Here is a 19,615-nt window from a genome sequence, read left to right as displayed (position 1 = left end):
TCGGTTTTTATGATTTAAATATAAAAAGTGAGGAGATTAGTTTCTCCCCACTTCCTTATCAATATTCCTTTTAAAAATTTCTTCAGAGCTTTCCATCATTTCACAAAATTCATTATAAGATGAAGCATTCTGAGGAATTTGGATAGACAACTTTTTAAGCAAGACTCCGTACCCCACTACTTCTCCTATCTCACTATTTACTGATCGCTCTATACTAGGAAAAATCAATCCAGCTTTCTCAGCTTTTAAAATATAAGAATAGGAAATCAGCTGGAATAAGTCCTCACGGTTGATTCCTTTTTCAGTATCTTCAAGTTTTTTATATTTTGCATCTAGAACTATTTTTAACTCTTTATGATAAAAATCTGGAAATACTTTTCTTTCACGATTAGAAAATACTGAAATTCCGTCCGTCTTATCCTTATTTCGTGGATGTATGAAATCTTTTGGCAACAGGGTGTAAATATACTCTTCCCAGAGCCAGGAAACATCAAAAAGAATACCATGGATTTTTTGTTCCTGATACCCTAGACCGTGCTTTTCTTGGCTTAGGATCATAAGACAAAGTTCTTGTAACTTTCTGTACTCGTGAAAGTATGCATGACGTATAGGTTTAGATTGATTTCCCCGAATAATCTTAGCACGATCAGCTAGTTTATAAGATGGGGTTACTCGCACGATTTCTGCCATATTTTCACGATTACTATCGAGTAGTGCTCCAAAACTTTTTTGAGTCTTTATGTACTCAAGCGTATGCCGAATCAACTGCATGAGGGGATTATCATAGGTGAACTCCCTCGTTGTGTAGGCAACATTTCCCATAAAAGGAAGATTTTTCTTAAGATGATTTCCAACATCTATCACCCCCTTTACATGACTATCGTTATGAGAAAATCTTTGGTATTCCTTATACAGACCTTTTCTGAGAGCTACTTGCAGATATTTTGGAAAGAGGTAAATCAAGAACTGATAAAGTTTATCCTCTTGAGATAGTCCAACATCCAAACTAGTCAGATTCATATTGAGAACCTTTTGTAAAAGATAATGCAAAAAATAGTCATCACCTTTAATCGAAAAACGCGAGGAGATTGTCAATCTTTCCTGACCACACCCCAGAAAACCAATCACATTTCCTGTCTTGATTTCCTGATTGACAGTTTCAAAAATCTTTTGGTCCTTATCCAAATCAGGAGAATGAGTCAAATCATTTGGGAAAATAAAGATACTGTCCTTTCGAGAAAGGTTATCCAGTGTTCTATCAAGAAGGGATTGACTTAGTTTGGGATATTCTGCGACAAAGTCTTCTTTAGCAATTTTATGCTGATTATCAGTTATCCGCATCTTTATCACCAGTATCTTGGAGTTCTGTTTGCTCTTTATTTGTCAGATTAAATGCTTTTTTCAATGTTGCCAGAGTTTCAGATTCTTCATAAGAACCTCGTAAGTAATCTTCCAAAAGTGGTTTGAGGTAATCTGACCAGAGTAATTCATAGTCAAAATCCACTTCCTTCAATTTAAGGAAATAACTTGGACCGATATGATAATGACTATTTAGCTCCTGAACGTTTTCGATAGCAGCGTTCAAATTTCTAAGACGAAGTTTTGCTTCTTCTGCATGGATATCTAGTTCTTTATCCAACATAGCAACTTGACTTTCAGCAGTAACTTCAACAAAACGGAAACGACGACGCATAGCAAAATCAAAGGTATCTACTGAACGGTCAATATCATTCATAGTTCCAATGATGTAGACATTCTCAGGAATATAAAACTTGTCATCCGTCTCATGTAAATTAGCATACTGGGTGGAAACACTCCCCTTTTCACCACGATAACCAGGGTCAATAGAGAAAAAGAGTTCACCAAAAATCTTAGAAATCTCACCACGATTGATTTCATCGATGATGAAAACGAATTTCTTGTCTGTGTCAATCTCTGTTGGAGAAATATAATCTTTCAGACCAAATCTTTTCTTTAAAGTTTCTAGGACTTTTTTTCCTTGATTACGATAATAAGGCTGTTTCAGATATTTTTCATCTTTATAGAGTTCATAAACATAAGATTTTGTTAAGCAAGTTCCTTGGGCTTTAGTTTCATAATTGATATTAAAATTATTTCTACTATTTACTGTGAGATAGGAAAATTCTGTCAAATATTCTTTTTCATCTCTGCTATTTACATATTCAAGATAAAGATCCCACGCTTCCTCAAAATTATCTTGGCCTCCAGTTTTCTGAGCTTCTTTAGCCTTCTGGCAAAACTTCTTGAAAATACCATCTTCTAGCTTAAACTCGATAGCTCCATCACCATTTGATACAGGTCTCAACCCCTCTACAAAATCAGTATAATCATAGGATGGATGAAATTGTACAAAGCCGATTTGGTCTTCGTTGCCACCCGTTAATTCTTTAGCAATTTCTTTAGTAAGATAAGTTTTTCCTGTGCCAGGAGCACCTCGAAGAATGAAGTTTTTGGATTGTAATAATATATTCTTATACTCGTTGATATTTTCTGACATGTTTATCTCTTCCTTTTCTGATTCTCTATAAAAACTAGTGAAATTATCATAAAACTCTTTTAAAATATCGTTAGGTTCAGCAGTTGATTCCAACTCTAAGTCCTTGACAAGGTATTTATAATCTAAATCTTCATCTCGATTATTACTATACCATTTTACTATTTTAAATCTGTGAGTTTAAATCTCTGAAAACCACACCTTATATTTATCCATGAGTTATCCATGTCACTCAGCCGATAACCAAAGTAAGGTGATTTAATATATCCATTACCACTCTTTGGACCAAAATGACCTGTGTTAAGCATTTCAACTTTGTACGGAATACCCTCAATAGTCAGTGCAGGGTAAATCTGTTCAGCTCCATCTAATTTTTGAGAACGTTTAATTTCTATATCTTTTGAATTATAGATATTTGATTGATTCACAAATTTAGACAAAAACTCTCTGAAGACTTTATAACACTCTGATTTAATTCCACTTTTTACAAACTCATAAGATTTATTTATAAAAGGTAAAATATCATTTAATGAATTTTCATCCTCAATAAAATACTCAGCATCAAGTGTCCAACCGAATGAATCAGGCTTCTTATTAAACAACAAAATATCTGAATCATGAAGACTCTTAGAGAGAACGGCAATCTTTATTCCTTTATTTTGAAAATTAATTTCTATAAAATTTTGTAACTTCCCTTTCCTATTTTTAACCTGAAAAGAAATATAACTTTTGGTTTGATTTTCAATTGCATCTGGGAATTCTTTTTTTATCCTGTCAATGAAAGTTTGTTTTGAAACCATTGTGTTTTCCTTGCCTATTAAAAATTTATTGTTAGACGTAAATTATATTTGTTTCGTTCAAAGTAAGATATTTTACTTTGAACGAAACCACATCCTATTAATATATATTCTGCATCTAGCATATCATATCTATTAAAAAAAGAAAAGAAATTCTAAAGAAAAAGCCCAGTGTAGAGAACTTTATTCCCTCATAACACTAGACTTCTTTTTTTATTTTAATAATACTCACCTTGACGGTAGTCCCATGAGTTAAAGGTATCTGACAGGTGCATCAGGATTTTATCAATGTCAAGCCCTTTGCGGATAACGACTGGTGCTGGTGAGATTGAACGGTCTCCTCCTTGTTCTGGGATGAGCTTACCATCTTTATCAACCATAGATACCATCACACCTTGCTCGTAGCGAGTTTCAATCGTTTTGTCAGGTTGGATAGATGCCACATAGTCGTCTGCTTCGATGACAAGGTCCACTGCTCCTTCGATACGTTGACCGATACCTTCCACCTTACCACGGTTTCCTTTACCAGATGGGTTAGCTGATGAGGCATAGACCATTTTACCTTCTTCCCAAAGTTTAGCAGCCAACTGTTCACCAGCTTTACCAAACTTGATGACAAAACAGCTAGTACCACGAACGTCTGTCATGAGCTCCTCACGGCCATCACCGTATGCTTTCAATTTTTCAAAAGCTTCTGGTTTCCATGGAAGGATACAACCGAGGAGAATGTCTTCGTCCCAATGTTTTTGGTAGAAGGCTTCAATTTCTGGGTTGAGTTGTGCTAAAGCGCGAAGCTCATCCATGCTACCACAAAGTACAACACCTGGTTTGTTACGGTTACGCTCTTTAGCTTCAAATTTGCGTTCAAGTCCTGCTTTATCGCTAGTCATGATAATGTAACCAACTTTTGTAGGGCAAACGATACATCCGCCCTCACCTTTTAAAATGTCATAGCCTTCTTGAGAAAGTGTTCCGTTCCATTGAATGTGTTTTGTCATAGTTCTATAGTTCCTTTTCTATTTTTCTAATCCTGCCAGTAGGCTGGGCGTTGTTTTTCATAAGCAGCAATCAAATCTTCATACTGCAAAGTAATTCCGATATCATCCAAACCATTTAAGAGCTTGTGTTTCCACTCGCTATCTATTTCGAAAGTGAATTCTCCAACTGGTGAGATGATTTTTTGTTGTTCCAAGTCCACAGTTACCTGGTCGGTCGGTTTGAGTTGGGCTAGTTTCTCTCTAACCTCCCTAGGCTGAACAATGGGCAACATGCCATTATTGAGTTCATTATTGTAATGAATGTCCCCAAAAGAACCTGCAATCACGACCTTAAAACCATAGTCGGCTAGAGCCCAAGCTGCGTGTTCCCTTGAAGAACCTGCCCCAAAATTATCCCCTGAAATGAGGATACTGGCTTTTCGGTATTCAGGTCGGTTAAAGACAAAGTCTGGATCCTCAGTATAGTTATCGTCCAGATAACGCCAAGCATACATGAGATACTTACCAAAGCCTTTTTTATCAATTAACTTGAGAAACTGCTTGGGGAGTATTTGGTCGGTGTCGATGTTATCATTCATAAGAGGAACGGTCGTTCCCGTATAAACTGTAAATTTCTCCATATCCTCTCCTTACTGGGCCTCTGGCATTTGCCGAACATCTACGAAACGGCCTGCAATAGCCGCCGCTGCTGCCATGGCTGGACTGCAAAGATGGGTTTTAGCACCAAATCCCTGTCTGTCCTCAAAGTTGCGGTTACTGGTTGAGGCACAGTGGACACCATCAGGAACCTTGTCGGGATTCATACCTAGGCACATAGAGCAACCTGGGTCTCGCCACTCAAAGCCAGCATCTAAGAAGACCTTATCCAAGCCCAACTTCTCCGCAGCTCGTTTGACAGGACGCGATCCTGGCACTACAATTGCTGTTAGATTGGGAGCAATCTTCTTCCCTTTTACAAATCGCGCAGCCAGCTGTAAGTCACTGAGTCGAGCATTGGTACAAGACCCGATAAAAATATATTCTAGTTCAATATCCTCTGGCTTTTGACCTGGTTCCAAGTTCATGTAATGATAAGCTCGCTCATCATTCATATCCTTAATTTCTGGAAAACTACTGTCAAAGTCGACGCCCATAGCAGGATTGGTTCCCCAAGTCACCATAGGAGCCAAGTCTGAGACATCCATCCGGATAACCTTATCATAAACAGCATCATCATCGCTGACAAGCGTCTTCCAGTCAGCAACAGCCTCCTCGAAATCTTCGGGAACACATTCCCGTCCCTTGAGATAGTCATAGGTAGTCTGGTCTGGATTCATAATTCCCATCTTGGAGCCAAACTCAATAGACATATTGCAGATGGTCATGCGCTCTTCCATGGTCAGTGCATCAATGGCTTCTCCACGATATTCAACCACATAGCCAACACCACAGGCAACGCCGTACTTAGCAATTAAGGCGAGAATGTAATCCTTAGAATAAACTCCTTTTTGAGGAACACCAGTGAATTCTACCAGCATTTTCTTGGGTTTAACTTGCCAGAGTGTCTGGGTAGCAAAGACATGCTCGACCTCACTGGTCCCAATCCCAAAAGCGATAGCTCCGAAAGCTCCGTGAGTAGCTGTGTGGCTATCTCCACAGACGATGAATTTTCCTGGTTGCGTCCGTCCTGTTTCTGGACCTACCATGTGAACGATTCCCTGCTTTTCAGAACCATGGGCAGCATGTTCAATCCCAAACTCCTCAACATTTTCAGCAAGCTTATCAATTTGAGCCTTAGAAATGACATCTCGAATATCGTAGATATTGACCGTTGGTACATTGTGGTCAAAGGTTCCAAATGTCAAGTCGGGCCGTCTCAATCTGCGCCCCGCATCTCGTAATCCTTGAAAAGCTTGGGGACTAGTCACTTCATGAATATAGTGCTGGTCCACATACATGAGTTGAGGCTGCCCCTCTTCTCCTGTGATGACATGGCGGTCCCATAATTTATCAAAAATCGATTTTCCTGCCATCCATTACCTCCAAATAAAATATAAGGCTACTAGTGTGGTCACCATCCCGAGAAACCAAACTGTTTTGAAATACCATTTTCTAGTCTTGTGGTGAAAGGTGATTCCTGCCAACCAGGCACCAAAACCACCACAAGTAAGGGCTAAAATGAGTAAGATTTTCTCTGGGACGCGCCAAGCACCTCTTCTTGCCTTGGATTTGTCAATGCCATAAATCAAGAAAATCAGCAAATTCCAAATCAAGAGGGCAAGCGTGATTCCTTCATTTATCTTCATAATCTTTCAATGATGGCTTCTGTCATTTCCTTAGTAGAAGCCTGTCCTCCAATATCTCTTGTTAAAATGCCAGCCGCTAAACTAGCTTCAACAGCACGCTCGATACGCTCTGCATCCTCATAACGTCCAAAACTGTCTCTCAGCATCATGGCAACTGACAAAATCATAGAGATAGGATTGGCAATTCCTTGACCTGCAATATCAGGTGCTGAACCATGAATAGGCTCATAAAGACTTGGCCCCTTTTCAGAATGACTGGCTGATGGCATGACGCCAAGTGTGCCTGATAGAACGCTTGATTCATCAGATAAGATATCTCCGAAAAGATTCTCCGTCACAATGACATCAAACTTGGCAGGATTAGTAATAATAAGCATGGCAGCTGAGTCCACCAACTGGTGTTCCAAGATAACATCTGGGAAATCCTGCGCAACTTCTTCAGCTACTCTGCGCCAGAGTTTTGATGTTGCTAGAACATTTTGCTTATCGATACTAGTAACGATTTTTCTGCGACTTCTTGCAATTTCAAATGCCTTGCGAATAATCTGCTCTACTTCTTCGTAGCTGTAGTCGTTGATATCACGCGCTTTTCGCTCTTCAAGGATATGATCCCCAAAGTAAATCCCACCTGTCAACTCACGCACCACGACAAAGTCTACACCAGCAATTCGTTCCGGTTTGAGAGGTGATAAATGCTTGAGACTGTCAAAGATTTTTACAGGCCTAATATTGGCATAGAGATTGAGTTCCTTACGAAGAGCTAGCAAGCCTTGTTCAGGCCGAATCGCCGCCCCATCATACTGGGGACTACCGATAGCCGCAAGGAGAATAGCATCTGCTTCTCTACATGCCTTGAGGGTTTCATCAGGTAAGGGATGCCCCACAGCATCAATACCCGCACCTCCAAAGGGGCGTCTGTCTATCTCATAGTCAAATCCTGTTTTTGAAGCTAGAGCTTCCAGAACCGCTAAACCAGCTTCCATGATTTCTGGACCGATTCCATCCCCTGCTAGAGCTACTATTTTCTTTGTCATAGCCTTCTCCTTTACACACTAGGCATGTCTCGGTAGGAAACGCTATGCCCCATCTCACCTGCATTCTCTTTTTGAACAAAAGTATTGGCATTGATATAGGCAATAGCGGAAGCCTTCAATACATCGAAATCAAGACCTGCTGCGTTAAAGATGGTTTCGGTATCTCTGTTTTCAACAGTGACCAAAACCCGAGCTTGGGCATCGATTCCATCTGTTACCGCATCGATGGTATAGGACACCAAGCGGACAGATTGGTTAAAGAACTTATCGATAGCGTTAAAGATCGCTTCAACGGAACCTTGTCCTGTCGCATTAAATTCGACTTTCTCACCATCCATATTGGCCAGGCTAACGAGCGCTTCAATTTCATTGTCTGCATGGGTTTGAAGTTGCAAATCATCAAAGTGGAAGCCTTCTGGATTTTCAACCATGGTTCCAGCTACCAGAGCTCGAATATCTGCATCTGTGATTTCTTGTTTCTTGTCCGCCAGTGCCTTGAACTTAGCGAAGAGTGGTTTGATATCCTCTTCTGTAAAATCTAGGGCTAATTCTCTTAGTTTTTCAACAAAGGCATGGCGACCAGACAATTTTCCAAGCGGAAGACTATTGCTCTTAACACCGACCAATTCAGGTGTGATGATTTCATAAGTGAGAGGATTTTTAAGGACTCCATCTTGGTGAATACCAGACTCGTGAGAGAAGGCATTACCACCAACCACAGCCTTGTTTTTAGGAACTGGAATACCAGAGAAGCGAGAAACCATTTCAGACGTATTCATTGTTTCATCCAAAACAATATCACTAGTTGCTTGGAAGAAATCCTCACGAATCTTCAAAGCAACAGCTACTTCTTCAAGAGCAACATTACCTGCGCGTTCACCGATACCATTAATAGTTCCCTGAACACGTCCAGCACCGTGTTTAATTGCTGTCAAAGTATTTGCAGTTGCCATACCGAGATCATCGTGACAGTGGACACCAAAGACAACTTTATGATCTGATTTAATATTTTCAGTCAAGTGATCAAAGATACGTGCAAACTCTTCTGGAGTCGTAAAGCCAACTGTGTCAGGGATATTGATATAAGATGCACCTGCATCGACCGCTGTTTGAACGACTTGTAAGAGGAAATCCAACTCTGTTCTAGTCGCATCTTCAGGAGAGAATTCGACGATTTCAAACTTAGAACGTGCGTAAGAAACATGCTCCTTGATAGCTTCTAAAATCTCTTCCTTGCTCTTATTGAGCTTATACTTGCGGTGAATCGGACTGGTAGCGATAAAGACATGAATTTGAGGATACTTGGCATCCTTAAGAGCCTCATAACAAGCATCAATATCAGATTTTACAGAACGAGCTAATCCTGTCACTGCTGTTTTTTTCATGGCTTTAGCAATTTCTTGAACAGCTATAAATGAATCTGGACTAGCAGCCGGAAAACCAGCTTCAATTACAGAAATTCCCCATTTCTCCAGCTGTCTTGCAATGGAAACTTTTTCCTTTATTGAGAAGTTAACACCAGGTGTTTGTTCCCCATCACGAAGGCTTGTATCAAAAAATTCAACTTTACGCATAAGATTTCCCCTTTTCCAAATGTGGTTTTAAAAAAACATCTCGCTTAGAAGCCCAAGCGAGATGTTGATTTACTCCCGCTTGGTAAGCCAAACAGGACTAATGCTTTTGCACTAGCCCGAGTACCTCAACAACAAAGCAAATTGATTAAACTTAGCTGTTTTCATGTTTGACTTTCTCCTTCGTTTGATATCTTGTTTAGTATTTTAGCATAGCTAAAAACACTTGTCAAGAAAAAATCCATTATTTTCTGAAAATTTCTTCAGTAAAGAATATTTTGCTAATTGAAAGTATTTGAAAAATCAAGTAACTTTCCTTATTTTTTCACGGTTAAGTTCCAACTTCTTTCTATCAATTCCAGTACCATTTCATCTGACAAAGTATCATCAAGTGCCATACTAAGCCAGTAGCGTTTGTTCATATGAAAGGCTGGATAAATGCCCTTTTGTGAAAGAAAATCAGCTACTTGGTCGTGTTTGAGGTTGACTGCTTCGACTAGCCCTTCTCTGCCCTTTTCCAGCTTATCCCAAGGAATTCTCATCACAACAGCATACCACTTTTGATTGCCTTCATGACGCAATACAGCTGTATCAGGTGACTTTTCCCACAAATACTCCAACTGACTACCATACTTTTCTTGAACTTGAGCCATGATACGCTTAGTCTGAGGACAGATAAAATCCTGTACATCAAAGCAATCCTTCCGAATCTGGTAGAGAATCTCCAAACAAGCCTCACGGATACTTGCAACAAAACTTCCCCGCATACTTTCCATATGTACTTGAGGATAGAGGTCACCCGTTTCCTGATCAAAAACCTGAAAACTTATATTATCAGGAGTGATAGAGACTGTCATGGAAAAGTCACCTTGCAAAATCTGGCAACTATAGTTCCATACTTCCCCATTTTCTACAAAACCATAGTCTCTAGCCTTTTCTTTATTAAACTGATAGGATTTAAAAATTTCAAACATAAGTGAAAACTGCTACCCAAAGCTAGCAGTTCCTTTCTATTTTTTAAAAGACAACCTTAGTTCCATGCAATTGTGTCACGCCCAGCTGGTCGATAAAGGTTTGACGGTTGTCCAAGTCAATCCCCCCGCCTGGTAGAATTTCAATTTTACCTTTAGCCTGTTCCAAAATTCTGTGATAATGAGCGAAACGTTTCTCTAGCGAGTCTCCAGACACACCAGCACGAGTTAGGATACGGGTAACACCAACTTGGCTGAGCCAGTCAATGGCTTCCAACTGGTCTTCATCACTCAATTCATCAAAGGCCATGTGAAAGACAATTTCCATTCCTTTAGAGGCGGCAATCAACTTTTCAAGATTAGCCTTATCTAACTTGTTATCAGCAGTTAATGTCCCAAATACAACCCCTTGACTTCCAGCCTGAGCAGTCAAACGAATGTCTTCCAGCATGATCGCTATTTCAAGATCAGTATAGACAAAGTCGCCACCACGGGGACGAATCATGGTCATAATGGTCGTGTCGTAGTTAGCTGCCAGTTCAACCGCTGCCTTGGTCACTCCATAGCTAGGTGTTGTTCCTCCTACAGCTAGATTATCACAAAGTTCGATTCGACGAGCTCCAGCCTGCATCGCTTTTTCAAGCAAGGTCACATTTTCAGCACAAAATTCGTAAATCATTTGATTCTCCTTGATGTTTTCTTTAAATTTATTATATCATATTATTTTAAATATGCTTTCATTTTTATCAAGGCAAATAACTACTATTTTTATCTATTCTTTGTCAGGAATGACTTTAAAGAGATAGTAGGTGATAAAGATAGTTAAGGCTCCCAGACCGATTTTGACTGGTAAAAGAGGGGCAAAATAGATAGAAATTCCCATCAAGATATAGATAGATACAATGATTTTTTTCTTTCGTTCTCGCGCGATTGACTTGGTTTCCCGAAAGTCAGCTACATAGGTCTGATAAAGCTTTGTATGATAAAGCCAGTCTTCAAAACGCTTAGAAGATTTAGAAAAACAAGCAATAGCTAACAAAAGAAAGGGGGTTGTTGGTAAAAGTGGTAAGACAACTCCAATAACAGCTAAAGCCAGTGAAATAAAGCCAATACTGAGATAAATGATACGCATGATTTCTCCTAGATAAATTACTCTTCCTCTAGTTTCGCACACAAGGGGGAAATTTGTCAAGCATCAACAAAAAAGAGCCTGAAATTCATTTTCAGGACTCTGCATTTTATTTAATTTTTTCTTCTTCGTAGTCGCCATTACTACATACAACCTGCTTGCCTCCACCACGGACTTTTTTCTCCACTAGGAAGTGTCCGCATTTTGGACAGTCACGGCCAATTGGTTTGTCCCAGGAAGTAAATTCACATTCTGGGTAACGATTGCAACCATAGAAGATACGATTGCGCTTGGTTTTGCGTTCAATGATTTGTCCTTGATGACAGCTTGGACACTCGACACCAATCTCCTTAACAATCGCTTGTGTATGACGGCAGTCTGGGAAGTTGCTGCAAGCATAGAATTTACCAAAACGTCCTAGCTTAATTACCATTGGACTGCCACAAACTTCACAGTCAAATCCAGCTGGCTCATCCTTGATCTGGATTTTTTCCATTTCGGATTCAGCCTTGGCTACTTCTTTAGAGAATGGTTTGTAAAAGGCGTCAATGACCCGTTGCCACTGCTCTTTCCCAACTTCGACATCATCCAGTTTTCCTTCCATTTCAGCTGTAAAAGTCACGTTTACGATGTCTGGGAAATATTCAACGATGAGTTTATTGACAATTTCTCCCAACTCTGTTGGTTCAAAACGTTTAGCTGCCAGACGAACGTAGTAACGTTTTTGGATGGTTTCAATTGTCGGAGCATAGGTTGACGGACGTCCAACTCCATTTTCTTCCAAGGTCTTGATAAGAGTCGCTTCCGAATAGCGAGCTGGCGGTTGAGTGAAATGTTGTTCTGACTTGCTATTGACCTGCTTGACCACATCTCCAACAGCCATATCTGGCAACATTTTGTTCTTGTCAGAGTCATTATAAATAGCAAGATACCCATCAAACTTAACTTGACTACCATTTGCCGCAAACTGAACCCCATTTTGAGAAAGCTTAACAGCCATGGTATCAAAGATAGCGCCTGTCATCTGGCTAGCCACAAAACGGTTCCAGATAAGAGTATAGAGCTTGAGCTGGTCTTTGTCCAAGTACTTAGCGATGCTTTCTGGTGTGTTAAAGACACTAGATGGGCGAATGGCTTCGTGGGCATCTTGAGCACCTGAGGCATTCTTGACCTTGCTACCATGCTTGGAATACTTGCTACCAAAACGGTCGTTAATGTAGCTTGCAGCTTCGTTCTGAGCCACAGGACTGATACGAGTCGAGTCAGTACGCATATAGGTAATCAAACCTTGCACGCCCGATCCGATATTGATCCCTTCATAGAGCTGTTGAGCCACCATCATAGTCTTTCGAGTACGGAAATTAATTTTGTTAGCCGCATCCATCTGCATGGTTGAGGTCGTATAAGGTAGGGGCGCATTGCGTTTGCGTTCTTTCTTATCTACCTGGTCTACTGTAAAATCTTTACTAGTCAAATGGGACAAGACTTCTTTGACTTCTTCGTTGGTAGTCAATTTCATCTTTTTGCCATTCATACCATAAAAAGAAGCCTGAAATTGTTTGGTTCCCTTCTTAAAGACACCATCAATTGTCCAGTATTCTTCTGGTTGGAAGGCATTGATTTCATTTTCACGGTCAATGATGAGTTTAAGAGCAACCGACTGCACACGCCCTGCTGATAAGCCCTTCTTGACCTTTTTCCACAAAATAGGCGAAATCGAATACCCTACCAAGCGGTCTAAGACTCGACGAGCTTGTTGGGCGTCGACCAAGTCCATATCAATCTTACGAGGTTCTTTAAAGGCATTTTTTACTGCGTCTTTGGTGATTTCATTAAAGACTACACGGTTGGCATCATTTTCATCCAAGTTGAGAATGTGAGCCAAATGCCAGGAAATTGCTTCTCCTTCACGGTCCGGGTCACTCGCCAGAAAGACTTTATTGGCCTTTTTAGCTTCTTTTTTTAAGTCATTGATGAGAGGACCTTTTCCTCGGATATTGATATACTGTGGTTCATAGTTATTTTTAATGTCGACTGACATACTGGATTTTTTCAAATCACGGATATGCCCGACACTGGCTAAAACTTTGTAATTTCTGCCTAGATATTTCTCAATCGTTTTCGCCTTGGCAGGCGACTCCACGATGACTAGATTTTTTTTAACTGTTGATTTTTTCTTCTTTGTTGCCGTAGCCACACTATCACACCTTTTCAAAGTAATAAACTTTATAAAGTGTAAACCATTTTTCTATAGCTGTCAAGACCTAAGTCCTATATATAGAAGAAAAGTTTATCTGAGTGAACAAATTTCTCCTTAAAATTCAAACTCAGCCAACACATCTTGACCGCTACTAATCAGCTTTGCTCCCTCTTGAATCAGGTGGTGACAGCCATCTGAATGGCCATCTAAAATGTTTCCTGGAATAGCAAAAACATCGCGTCCTTCTTCCATAGCACGTTCACAGGTAATGAGACTTCCTGAACGCATCCTTGCCTCTGCTACAATAACTCCACGACACAATCCTGCAATGATGCGATTACGAGCTGGAAAGTGAAATTTCAAGGGTTCCTCACCAGGTCCGTACTCGCTAAGTACCAAATGGTGATTACCAATGTGTTCCTGCAAACGTTTATTGGCTCGGGGATAAAAAACATCCAATCCTGTTCCAATGACGGCAATCGTTCTTCCTCCATTCTGAAGTGCAGCCATATGAGCAGCCGTATCAATCCCTTTGGCTAAACCACTGACAACGATTAACTCGTTTTCCAAACCTTGAATGACTTTCTGAACCGACTTTGCTCCCTGACTAGAACATGAACGACTCCCTACAACAGCAACCTTTGGAAATTTCAACAGGTCTAGATTTCCTTTATAAAACAAGAGCGCTGGAGCATCATAAATCTCACTCAGATCCCAAGGATAACAGTCATCAAGAATCGAGAAGGATGGAAATTTCTGAAACTCCTTCTCCAACTGTGCATCATCTATCTGGAAATAACGTTCCATAAAGACCGCAGGATTACGGCATCCTGAAATTTCTGCAATATCACCTAGCAAGAGCTCCTGATCTACAGTCTCGTCATATTCAAGAACAGTTAAAATTTGTTGATTGGTCAAACCTGCTTTTCTTAATTTGTAAATCTCATAGTTTGTGATCTTCATATACAACTCCATTTCTTTTTCTACTCATCTATCTATTCGTAAAAAAAATAAAAAGAAGACCAAGAATCTTCTTTTTTCATTTATTCAGATTTAGTAGTTGACCAGCTACTTTCAACCATCGGTAAGATTGTTTTTAAAGTTTCCCCATCCCCTTCAAGTGAAACATAGCGGATTTTACCATCATTTGATCGGAAAACCCAGGTAACGAGGTATTTCCCTGACTTAGCAATTGCATTGACAACATAGGCTTCATAACCTCCAATGGTCGATTTGGAGCCCCAAACCTTACTGAAATCAGAGCTTTGTTCTTTGGAAGTTAAAATACTAGATGAGACAGTCACAACATCCAGTTTAGCATACTCTTCTTCGCTGATATTAAACTGCTCAGCCTTAAAGGTATTCAGCGTAACAATGTTGATATCTGTTCCATCACTATACTGTATATCATTTCCACCTTCTACTTCATGGAATTGAACCCATGATTTGGGTACCTTGACAAAACCATATTCATTCGAACCGATGATTTGCGTCTCTTCCTTTTTCGCTTCAGAAACAGCAGAACTAGAACTACTTGTTTCCTGACTGCTAGAAGAACTAACAACTGCAGTCGAACTTTCTTCGGTTGCTGTTTGCGAATTATTGGAGCATGAAGCTAGAAAAACACTAGCAGTAACTACAGTACCTAAAATTAATAATTTTTTCATCCTACCACCTTTCCATCTGCATTATAAGAAAAATAAGGACTTCTGTCAAATTCTAACCTAATCGATTCTGTTAGTTTACGATTTTATAGCTCTCATTTAAAGCAAAAACTCTTGAAAAATCTTCAAGAGTTTTATTTTTTATTTCTATTCTTCATCCATGCTTAAGACGCTAAGGAAGGCTTCTTGTGGGACTTCTACTGATCCAATGGCTTTCATGCGTTTCTTACCAGCTTTTTGTTTTTCAAGGAGTTTGCGTTTACGAGAAACGTCACCACCATAACATTTGGCAAGTACGTTCTTACGAAGAGCCTTGATATCCGTACGAGCCACGATTTTGTGCCCAATAGCTGCTTGGATTGGTACCTCAAATTGTTGACGAGGGATGATTTTCTTGAGCTTATCAACAATGAGTTTCCCACGTTCGTAGGCAAAGTCCTTGTGAACGATAAAGCTGAGGGCATCGACCTTATCACCATTGAGAAGGATATCCATTTTGACTAGCTTAGACGGACGATACTCTGACAATTCGTAGTCAAAACTTGCATAACCACGCGTCGAAGACTTGAGCTTATCAAAGAAGTCAAAGACAATTTCAGCAAGTGGAATTTGATAGATAACATTGACACGATTATCATCAATATAGTCCATGGTCACAAAGTCCCCACGCTTACGCTGAGCTAGTTCCATAACCGCTCCGACAAACTCCTGCGGTACCATGATTTGCGCCTTGACATAAGGTTCTTCAATGGTCGCGATCTTAGTCGGATCTGGAAATTCAGAGGGGTTAGACACATCCATAGACTCACCGTCAGTTTGGTTAACCTTGTAAATAACAGACGGAGCTGTCATGATAAGGTCAATGTTGAACTCACGCTCCAAACGTTCCTGGATAACATCCATATGGAGAAGTCCAAGGAATCCACAACGGAAACCAAATCCAAGGGCCTGAGATGTTTCTGGTTCAAACTGCAGGCTGGCATCGTTGAGCTGCAACTTTTCAAGGGCTTCACGAAGGTCATTGTACTTGTTTGATTCGATTGGATAAAGACCCGCAAAGACCATAGGATTCATCTGCTTGTATCCATCTAGCGGTTCTGCGGCAGGATTGCTTGCTAGGGTCACTGTATCACCAACACGCGTATCTTGAACCGTCTTGATGGAAGCCGCAATATAACCAACATCACCAGTCGCAAGGAAATCACGACCAACTGCTTTCGGTGTGAAAATTCCCACCTCAGTCACATCAAAGGTCTTGCCATTGCTCATGAGCTGAATCTTATCGCCAGGTTTGACAACTCCATCCATGACACGCACTTGAAGGATAACCCCGCGATAAGCATCGTAAACGGAGTCGAAAATCAATGCTTTGAGTGGCGCCGTTACATCACCAGTTGGTGCGGGAACTTTCTCTACGATTTGCTCAAGAATTTCTTCAATTCCAATACCAGCTTTTGCTGAAGCCAGGACCGCTTCGCTGGCATCTAGTCCAATGACATCCTCAATCTCTGTACGCACACGCTCTGGATCAGCTGCTGGAAGGTCAATCTTGTTAATGACGGGCAAGATTTCCAAATCATTGTCCAAGGCTAGATAAACGTTAGCAAGAGTTTGCGCCTCAATCCCTTGGGCCGCATCAACCACCAAAATCGCTCCTTCACAGGCAGCTAGCGAACGCGACACTTCATAGGTAAAGTCCACGTGCCCTGGCGTGTCAATCAAGTGGAAAATATAGGTCTCACCATCTTTCGCAGTGTAATTCAGCTCAATGGCATTGAGTTTAATGGTAATCCCACGTTCACGCTCAAGATCCATACTATCCAGAAGTTGGGCTTGCATTTCACGACTAGAAACCGTCTCCGTCTTTTCCAAAATGCGGTCTGCTAGGGTTGATTTCCCATGGTCAATATGGGCGATAATAGAGAAGTTCCGAATCTTCTCCTGTCGTTTTTTCAAATCTTCTAAGTTCATGATGCTCTTCCTTTCAGGGTATCTATTAATTATAAATTGTTTTTAACATTTTGACAAGACCATACCCTGCTAGGAGTACTAATCTTCGGCAATAAAGCCATCATTTTCGATAAAGTGGTGTTCTGTCATTCCTTGGTCTGTAAAGACGATCCCATGAAGGACACCACCATAGACAGCTCCTCCATCCATGCCAATCTTGCCATCCTCTGTTATCCAAAGCTCAGCTGTACCTCGGTCTTGCTTCAGTAAGCCATAAACTGGTGTATGCCCAAAGACAATGGTTTTCCCAGTATGATTTTCGGCTTCGTGGAATGGCTTTCTGAGCCAGACTTTCTTGTAATCTGTTGTTTCATGCCAATCATCCAAGGTCAAGTCAATACCCGCATGAACAAAGATATACTTGTCTGTCTCTACTACAAATGGCATTTGACGAATAAATTCGACCAAGTCTGCTGCTTCAGTCGCAACGCGCTTGGCATCTTCTACGCCATCAACTGGTGCATCCAAGGGACGACCTAGGATTGAGTTAATAGTTGTATCTCCACCATTGCGACGATAATGGTCATAGCTTTCTTCTGGATCATCGAGCCAAGTCAGAAACATATACTCGTGGTTTCCTGATAGACAGATAGCCCCTTGATTGTCCACTAAGACCTTAACCATTTCTAGAACACGGCGACTATCTTCACCACGGTCAATCAAATCCCCTAGAAAGAGCAACTGGGTGTGACCATCCCATGTTTTGAGAAGGTCTTCCAGCATACCTGCTTTTCCATGGACATCTCCAATTACATAATAGTCTGTCATTTATTTCTCCCTCGTTTGCAATAATTCTCTCGCTTGGGTAAGGGCTGCTTCTGTTACATTCTCTCCTGCTAACATCTTAGCAACTTCCTCTACTCGCTCTTCTAAAGTCAAGAGGCGAACCGTCGACACCGTTGAGTGCTCATCACTAATCTTTTCAATAAAGAATTGATAATCCGCGATGGCAATCACTTGTGGCAAGTGAGAAATAGCTAAAACCTGACCATGTTGGCCAATCTTGTGAATCTTTTGAGCAATAGCTTGAGCAACACGACCTGAAACTCCCGTATCCACCTCATCAAAGACAATACTGGTCTTACCTTCCTTACGAGAAAAAGCAGACTTAATGGCTAGCATGAGACGAGACAATTCCCCACCAGATGCCACCTTAACCAAAGGTTTAAAGTCTTCACCTGGGTTGGTAGAAATGTAAAACTCGACCGTTTCATTCCCCTCACGACTAAATTTGCCCTTGCTAAAGCGAACCTGGAACTGTGCCTTCTCCATATAGAGATCCTGAAGTTCTTGTTTAATCTCAGCTTCGAGCTGCTGGGCCAAATCATGACGAGCAGATGCAAGCTTCCCTGCCAAATCAACAAGATTAACTTCCAATTTCTTGAGCTCTGCTTCCATGTCCTCAGACGAAAGGTTATTACCTGTCAAGAGATTGTACTCATCCGTAATCTTAGCAAAATAAAGCAGGACATCGTCCACAGTCCCACCATACTTGCGGGTAATAGTATTCAGAAGGTCTAAACGATTTTCAACCTGCATGAGGCGATTGCCATCAAAATCCAAGTCTTCAATAATATCTTCCAAACGCTTGGTAATATCTTCTAAAACATAGTAGGTTTCTGATAGAGAACTTGAAATTTCACGGTATTCAGGATCGTATTCTTCAACACTTTCCATGTCATTCATAGCGGAACGGACATTAGCAAGACTGGAGAATTCCTCATTGTCCAACATACTATAGGCATTGGTTAGCGTATCCGCAATATTCTTATGATTGAGGAGTTTATCTCGTTCTTGGTTGAGAGCCAAGTCTTCACCAGCCTGCAAGTTCGCTGCATCAATCTCTGCCATTTGAAATTCCAACATCTCAATACGAGCCTTATGTTCCTGCTGGTTTTTCTTGACTTCTAGAACCTGCTTACGCATTTTGCGATAGGCGTCAAAACTCGTCTGATAGGTCTCCTTCAACTCCAAGAAAGCTGCATCACCAAACTCATCCAACATCTGGATGTGCAGTTGAGGGCGCATTAACTCCTCTTGGTCATGCTGACCATGGATATCCACAAGGTGTTGCCCAATAGCACGCAAGACAGAAAGATTGACCATCTGACCATTCACGCGACTAACACTACGACCATTTTGCAAAATTTCCCGGCGGATGATAATTTCATCACCCATTTCCAAACCTTGCTCTTCAAAAAGTTCCTGTAAAAGTCGACTATTTTCAACCGAGAAAAGCCCCTCTATCTCCGCCTTTAGCGCACCATGACGAATAACGTCTGTCGTTGCACGAGCCCCCAACATGAGATTCATAGCGTCGATAATGATAGACTTTCCGGCACCCGTTTCCCCAGTCAAAACAGTCATACCCTTTTCAAAATTGAGCGAAATCGCCTCAATAATGGCAAAGTTTTTTATCGAAATTTCAAGTAACATACTGA

Annotated in this window: 18 protein-coding genes; all 18 read right to left on the bottom strand. The window is 40.7% G+C overall.

Annotated features, from left to right (window positions below; all coding sequences use genetic code 11):
• Window positions 1-36: 36 nt before the first annotated feature.
• The 18 genes from A0739_RS02450 to recN all read right to left on the bottom strand — a co-directional run bounded on the left by A0739_RS02450 (window position 37) and on the right by recN (window position 19,610).
• Entirely contained in the window at window positions 37-1,341 is a 1,305-nt protein-coding gene (locus A0739_RS02450) for an McrC family protein (RefSeq protein WP_061586945.1), read from the bottom strand.
• On the bottom strand, window positions 1,328-2,518 hold the full coding sequence (locus A0739_RS10565; protein WP_231082561.1) for an McrB family protein: 1,191 nt from the start codon (window positions 2,516-2,518) through the stop codon (window positions 1,328-1,330). The genes A0739_RS02450 and A0739_RS10565 overlap by 14 nt, the downstream gene beginning before the upstream one ends.
• 158 nt (window positions 2,519-2,676) lie before the next feature.
• A complete protein-coding gene (locus A0739_RS10560) occupies window positions 2,677-3,315 on the bottom strand; it encodes a hypothetical protein (RefSeq protein ID WP_231082560.1) in 639 nt (212 codons plus the stop codon).
• 215 nt (window positions 3,316-3,530) lie between these two features.
• Window positions 3,531-4,310 (bottom strand): L-threonylcarbamoyladenylate synthase, encoded by a 780-nt coding sequence (locus A0739_RS02440; RefSeq protein WP_061586944.1) that lies wholly within the window; start codon window positions 4,308-4,310, stop codon window positions 3,531-3,533.
• A gap of 26 nt (window positions 4,311-4,336) precedes the next feature.
• Window positions 4,337-4,930, bottom strand: a complete 594-nt coding sequence (gene leuD / locus A0739_RS02435; RefSeq protein WP_000410640.1) for a 3-isopropylmalate dehydratase small subunit — start codon at window positions 4,928-4,930, stop codon at window positions 4,337-4,339.
• Between the two features lie 9 nt (window positions 4,931-4,939).
• Entirely contained in the window at window positions 4,940-6,322 is a 1,383-nt protein-coding gene (gene leuC, locus A0739_RS02430; RefSeq protein WP_061586943.1) for a 3-isopropylmalate dehydratase large subunit, read from the bottom strand.
• Between the two features lie 3 nt (window positions 6,323-6,325).
• Window positions 6,326-6,595, bottom strand: coding sequence for a DUF1294 domain-containing protein (locus A0739_RS02425; RefSeq protein WP_000700091.1), 270 nt, complete (start codon window positions 6,593-6,595; stop codon window positions 6,326-6,328).
• Complete coding sequence (gene leuB / locus A0739_RS02420; RefSeq protein WP_061586942.1) at window positions 6,592-7,629, bottom strand: 3-isopropylmalate dehydrogenase; 1,038 nt, start codon at window positions 7,627-7,629, stop codon at window positions 6,592-6,594. Before leuB ends, A0739_RS02425 begins: the two co-directional genes overlap by 4 nt.
• A gap of 11 nt (window positions 7,630-7,640) precedes the next feature.
• Window positions 7,641-9,203 (bottom strand): 2-isopropylmalate synthase, encoded by a 1,563-nt coding sequence (locus tag A0739_RS02415; RefSeq protein ID WP_061586941.1) that lies wholly within the window; start codon window positions 9,201-9,203, stop codon window positions 7,641-7,643.
• Window positions 9,204-9,517: 314 nt separating this feature from the next.
• Complete coding sequence (locus tag A0739_RS02410; RefSeq protein WP_061586940.1) at window positions 9,518-10,174, bottom strand: MmcQ/YjbR family DNA-binding protein; 657 nt, start codon at window positions 10,172-10,174, stop codon at window positions 9,518-9,520.
• Between the two features lie 43 nt (window positions 10,175-10,217).
• Window positions 10,218-10,850: a copper homeostasis protein CutC gene (locus tag A0739_RS02405; protein ID WP_061586939.1), complete on the bottom strand. Its 633-nt coding sequence runs from the start codon at window positions 10,848-10,850 to the stop codon at window positions 10,218-10,220.
• Between the two features lie 93 nt (window positions 10,851-10,943).
• Window positions 10,944-11,303: a YbaN family protein gene (locus tag A0739_RS02400; protein WP_007516860.1), complete on the bottom strand. Its 360-nt coding sequence runs from the start codon at window positions 11,301-11,303 to the stop codon at window positions 10,944-10,946.
• A gap of 106 nt (window positions 11,304-11,409) precedes the next feature.
• Complete coding sequence (topA, locus tag A0739_RS02395; RefSeq protein ID WP_061586938.1) at window positions 11,410-13,497, bottom strand: type I DNA topoisomerase; 2,088 nt, start codon at window positions 13,495-13,497, stop codon at window positions 11,410-11,412.
• Window positions 13,498-13,614: 117 nt separating this feature from the next.
• The gene (gene dprA, locus A0739_RS02390; protein ID WP_061586937.1) at window positions 13,615-14,463 is read right to left on the bottom strand and encodes a DNA-processing protein DprA; all 849 of its coding nucleotides are present in this window, start codon (window positions 14,461-14,463) and stop codon (window positions 13,615-13,617) included.
• An 80-nt stretch (window positions 14,464-14,543) separates the two neighbouring features.
• Complete coding sequence (locus A0739_RS02385; RefSeq protein ID WP_061586936.1) at window positions 14,544-15,167, bottom strand: hypothetical protein; 624 nt, start codon at window positions 15,165-15,167, stop codon at window positions 14,544-14,546.
• Window positions 15,168-15,311: 144 nt separating this feature from the next.
• The gene (gene lepA / locus A0739_RS02380; protein WP_001047158.1) at window positions 15,312-17,135 is read right to left on the bottom strand and encodes a translation elongation factor 4; all 1,824 of its coding nucleotides are present in this window, start codon (window positions 17,133-17,135) and stop codon (window positions 15,312-15,314) included.
• Window positions 17,136-17,213: 78 nt separating this feature from the next.
• Window positions 17,214-17,942, bottom strand: coding sequence for a metallophosphoesterase family protein (locus A0739_RS02375; protein ID WP_061586935.1), 729 nt, complete (start codon window positions 17,940-17,942; stop codon window positions 17,214-17,216).
• Entirely contained in the window at window positions 17,943-19,610 is a 1,668-nt protein-coding gene (gene recN / locus A0739_RS02370) for a DNA repair protein RecN (RefSeq protein WP_061586934.1), read from the bottom strand. It abuts the gene before it with no gap.
• Window positions 19,611-19,615 lie beyond the last annotated feature (5 nt).

The sequence above is a fragment of the Streptococcus oralis genome (assembly GCF_001588645.1).
GTDB lineage: Bacteria > Bacillota > Bacilli > Lactobacillales > Streptococcaceae > Streptococcus > Streptococcus oralis_AB.
The sequence above is the reverse complement of the archived record's forward strand: the minus strand, read 5'-3'. Positions and strand labels throughout refer to the sequence as shown.

Bases quoted from the DNA above. Each gene is read 5' to 3' on its own strand.
- A0739_RS02415 (WP_061586941.1), bottom strand. From the start codon at position 9,203: ATGCGTAAAGTTGAATTTTTTGATACAAGCCTTCGTGATGGGGAACAA.
- A0739_RS10565 (WP_231082561.1), bottom strand. From the start codon at position 2,518: ATGTCAGAAAATATCAACGAGTATAAGAATATATTATTACAATCCAAA.
- A0739_RS02410 (WP_061586940.1), bottom strand. From the start codon at position 10,174: ATGTTTGAAATTTTTAAATCCTATCAGTTTAATAAAGAAAAGGCTAGA.
- recN (WP_061586934.1), bottom strand. From the start codon at position 19,610: ATGTTACTTGAAATTTCGATAAAAAACTTTGCCATTATTGAGGCGATT.
- leuC (WP_061586943.1), bottom strand. From the start codon at position 6,322: ATGGCAGGAAAATCGATTTTTGATAAATTATGGGACCGCCATGTCATC.
- dprA (WP_061586937.1), bottom strand. From the start codon at position 14,463: ATGAAGATCACAAACTATGAGATTTACAAATTAAGAAAAGCAGGTTTG.
- leuB (WP_061586942.1), bottom strand. From the start codon at position 7,629: ATGACAAAGAAAATAGTAGCTCTAGCAGGGGATGGAATCGGTCCAGAA.
- lepA (WP_001047158.1), bottom strand. From the start codon at position 17,135: ATGAACTTAGAAGATTTGAAAAAACGACAGGAGAAGATTCGGAACTTC.
- A0739_RS02450 (WP_061586945.1), bottom strand. From the start codon at position 1,341: ATGCGGATAACTGATAATCAGCATAAAATTGCTAAAGAAGACTTTGTC.
- A0739_RS02385 (WP_061586936.1), bottom strand. From the start codon at position 15,167: ATGAAAAAATTATTAATTTTAGGTACTGTAGTTACTGCTAGTGTTTTT.
- A0739_RS02405 (WP_061586939.1), bottom strand. From the start codon at position 10,850: ATGATTTACGAATTTTGTGCTGAAAATGTGACCTTGCTTGAAAAAGCG.
- leuD (WP_000410640.1), bottom strand. From the start codon at position 4,930: ATGGAGAAATTTACAGTTTATACGGGAACGACCGTTCCTCTTATGAAT.
- A0739_RS02425 (WP_000700091.1), bottom strand. From the start codon at position 6,595: ATGAAGATAAATGAAGGAATCACGCTTGCCCTCTTGATTTGGAATTTG.
- A0739_RS10560 (WP_231082560.1), bottom strand. From the start codon at position 3,315: ATGGTTTCAAAACAAACTTTCATTGACAGGATAAAAAAAGAATTCCCA.
- A0739_RS02400 (WP_007516860.1), bottom strand. From the start codon at position 11,303: ATGCGTATCATTTATCTCAGTATTGGCTTTATTTCACTGGCTTTAGCT.
- A0739_RS02375 (WP_061586935.1), bottom strand. From the start codon at position 17,942: ATGACAGACTATTATGTAATTGGAGATGTCCATGGAAAAGCAGGTATG.
- A0739_RS02440 (WP_061586944.1), bottom strand. From the start codon at position 4,310: ATGACAAAACACATTCAATGGAACGGAACACTTTCTCAAGAAGGCTAT.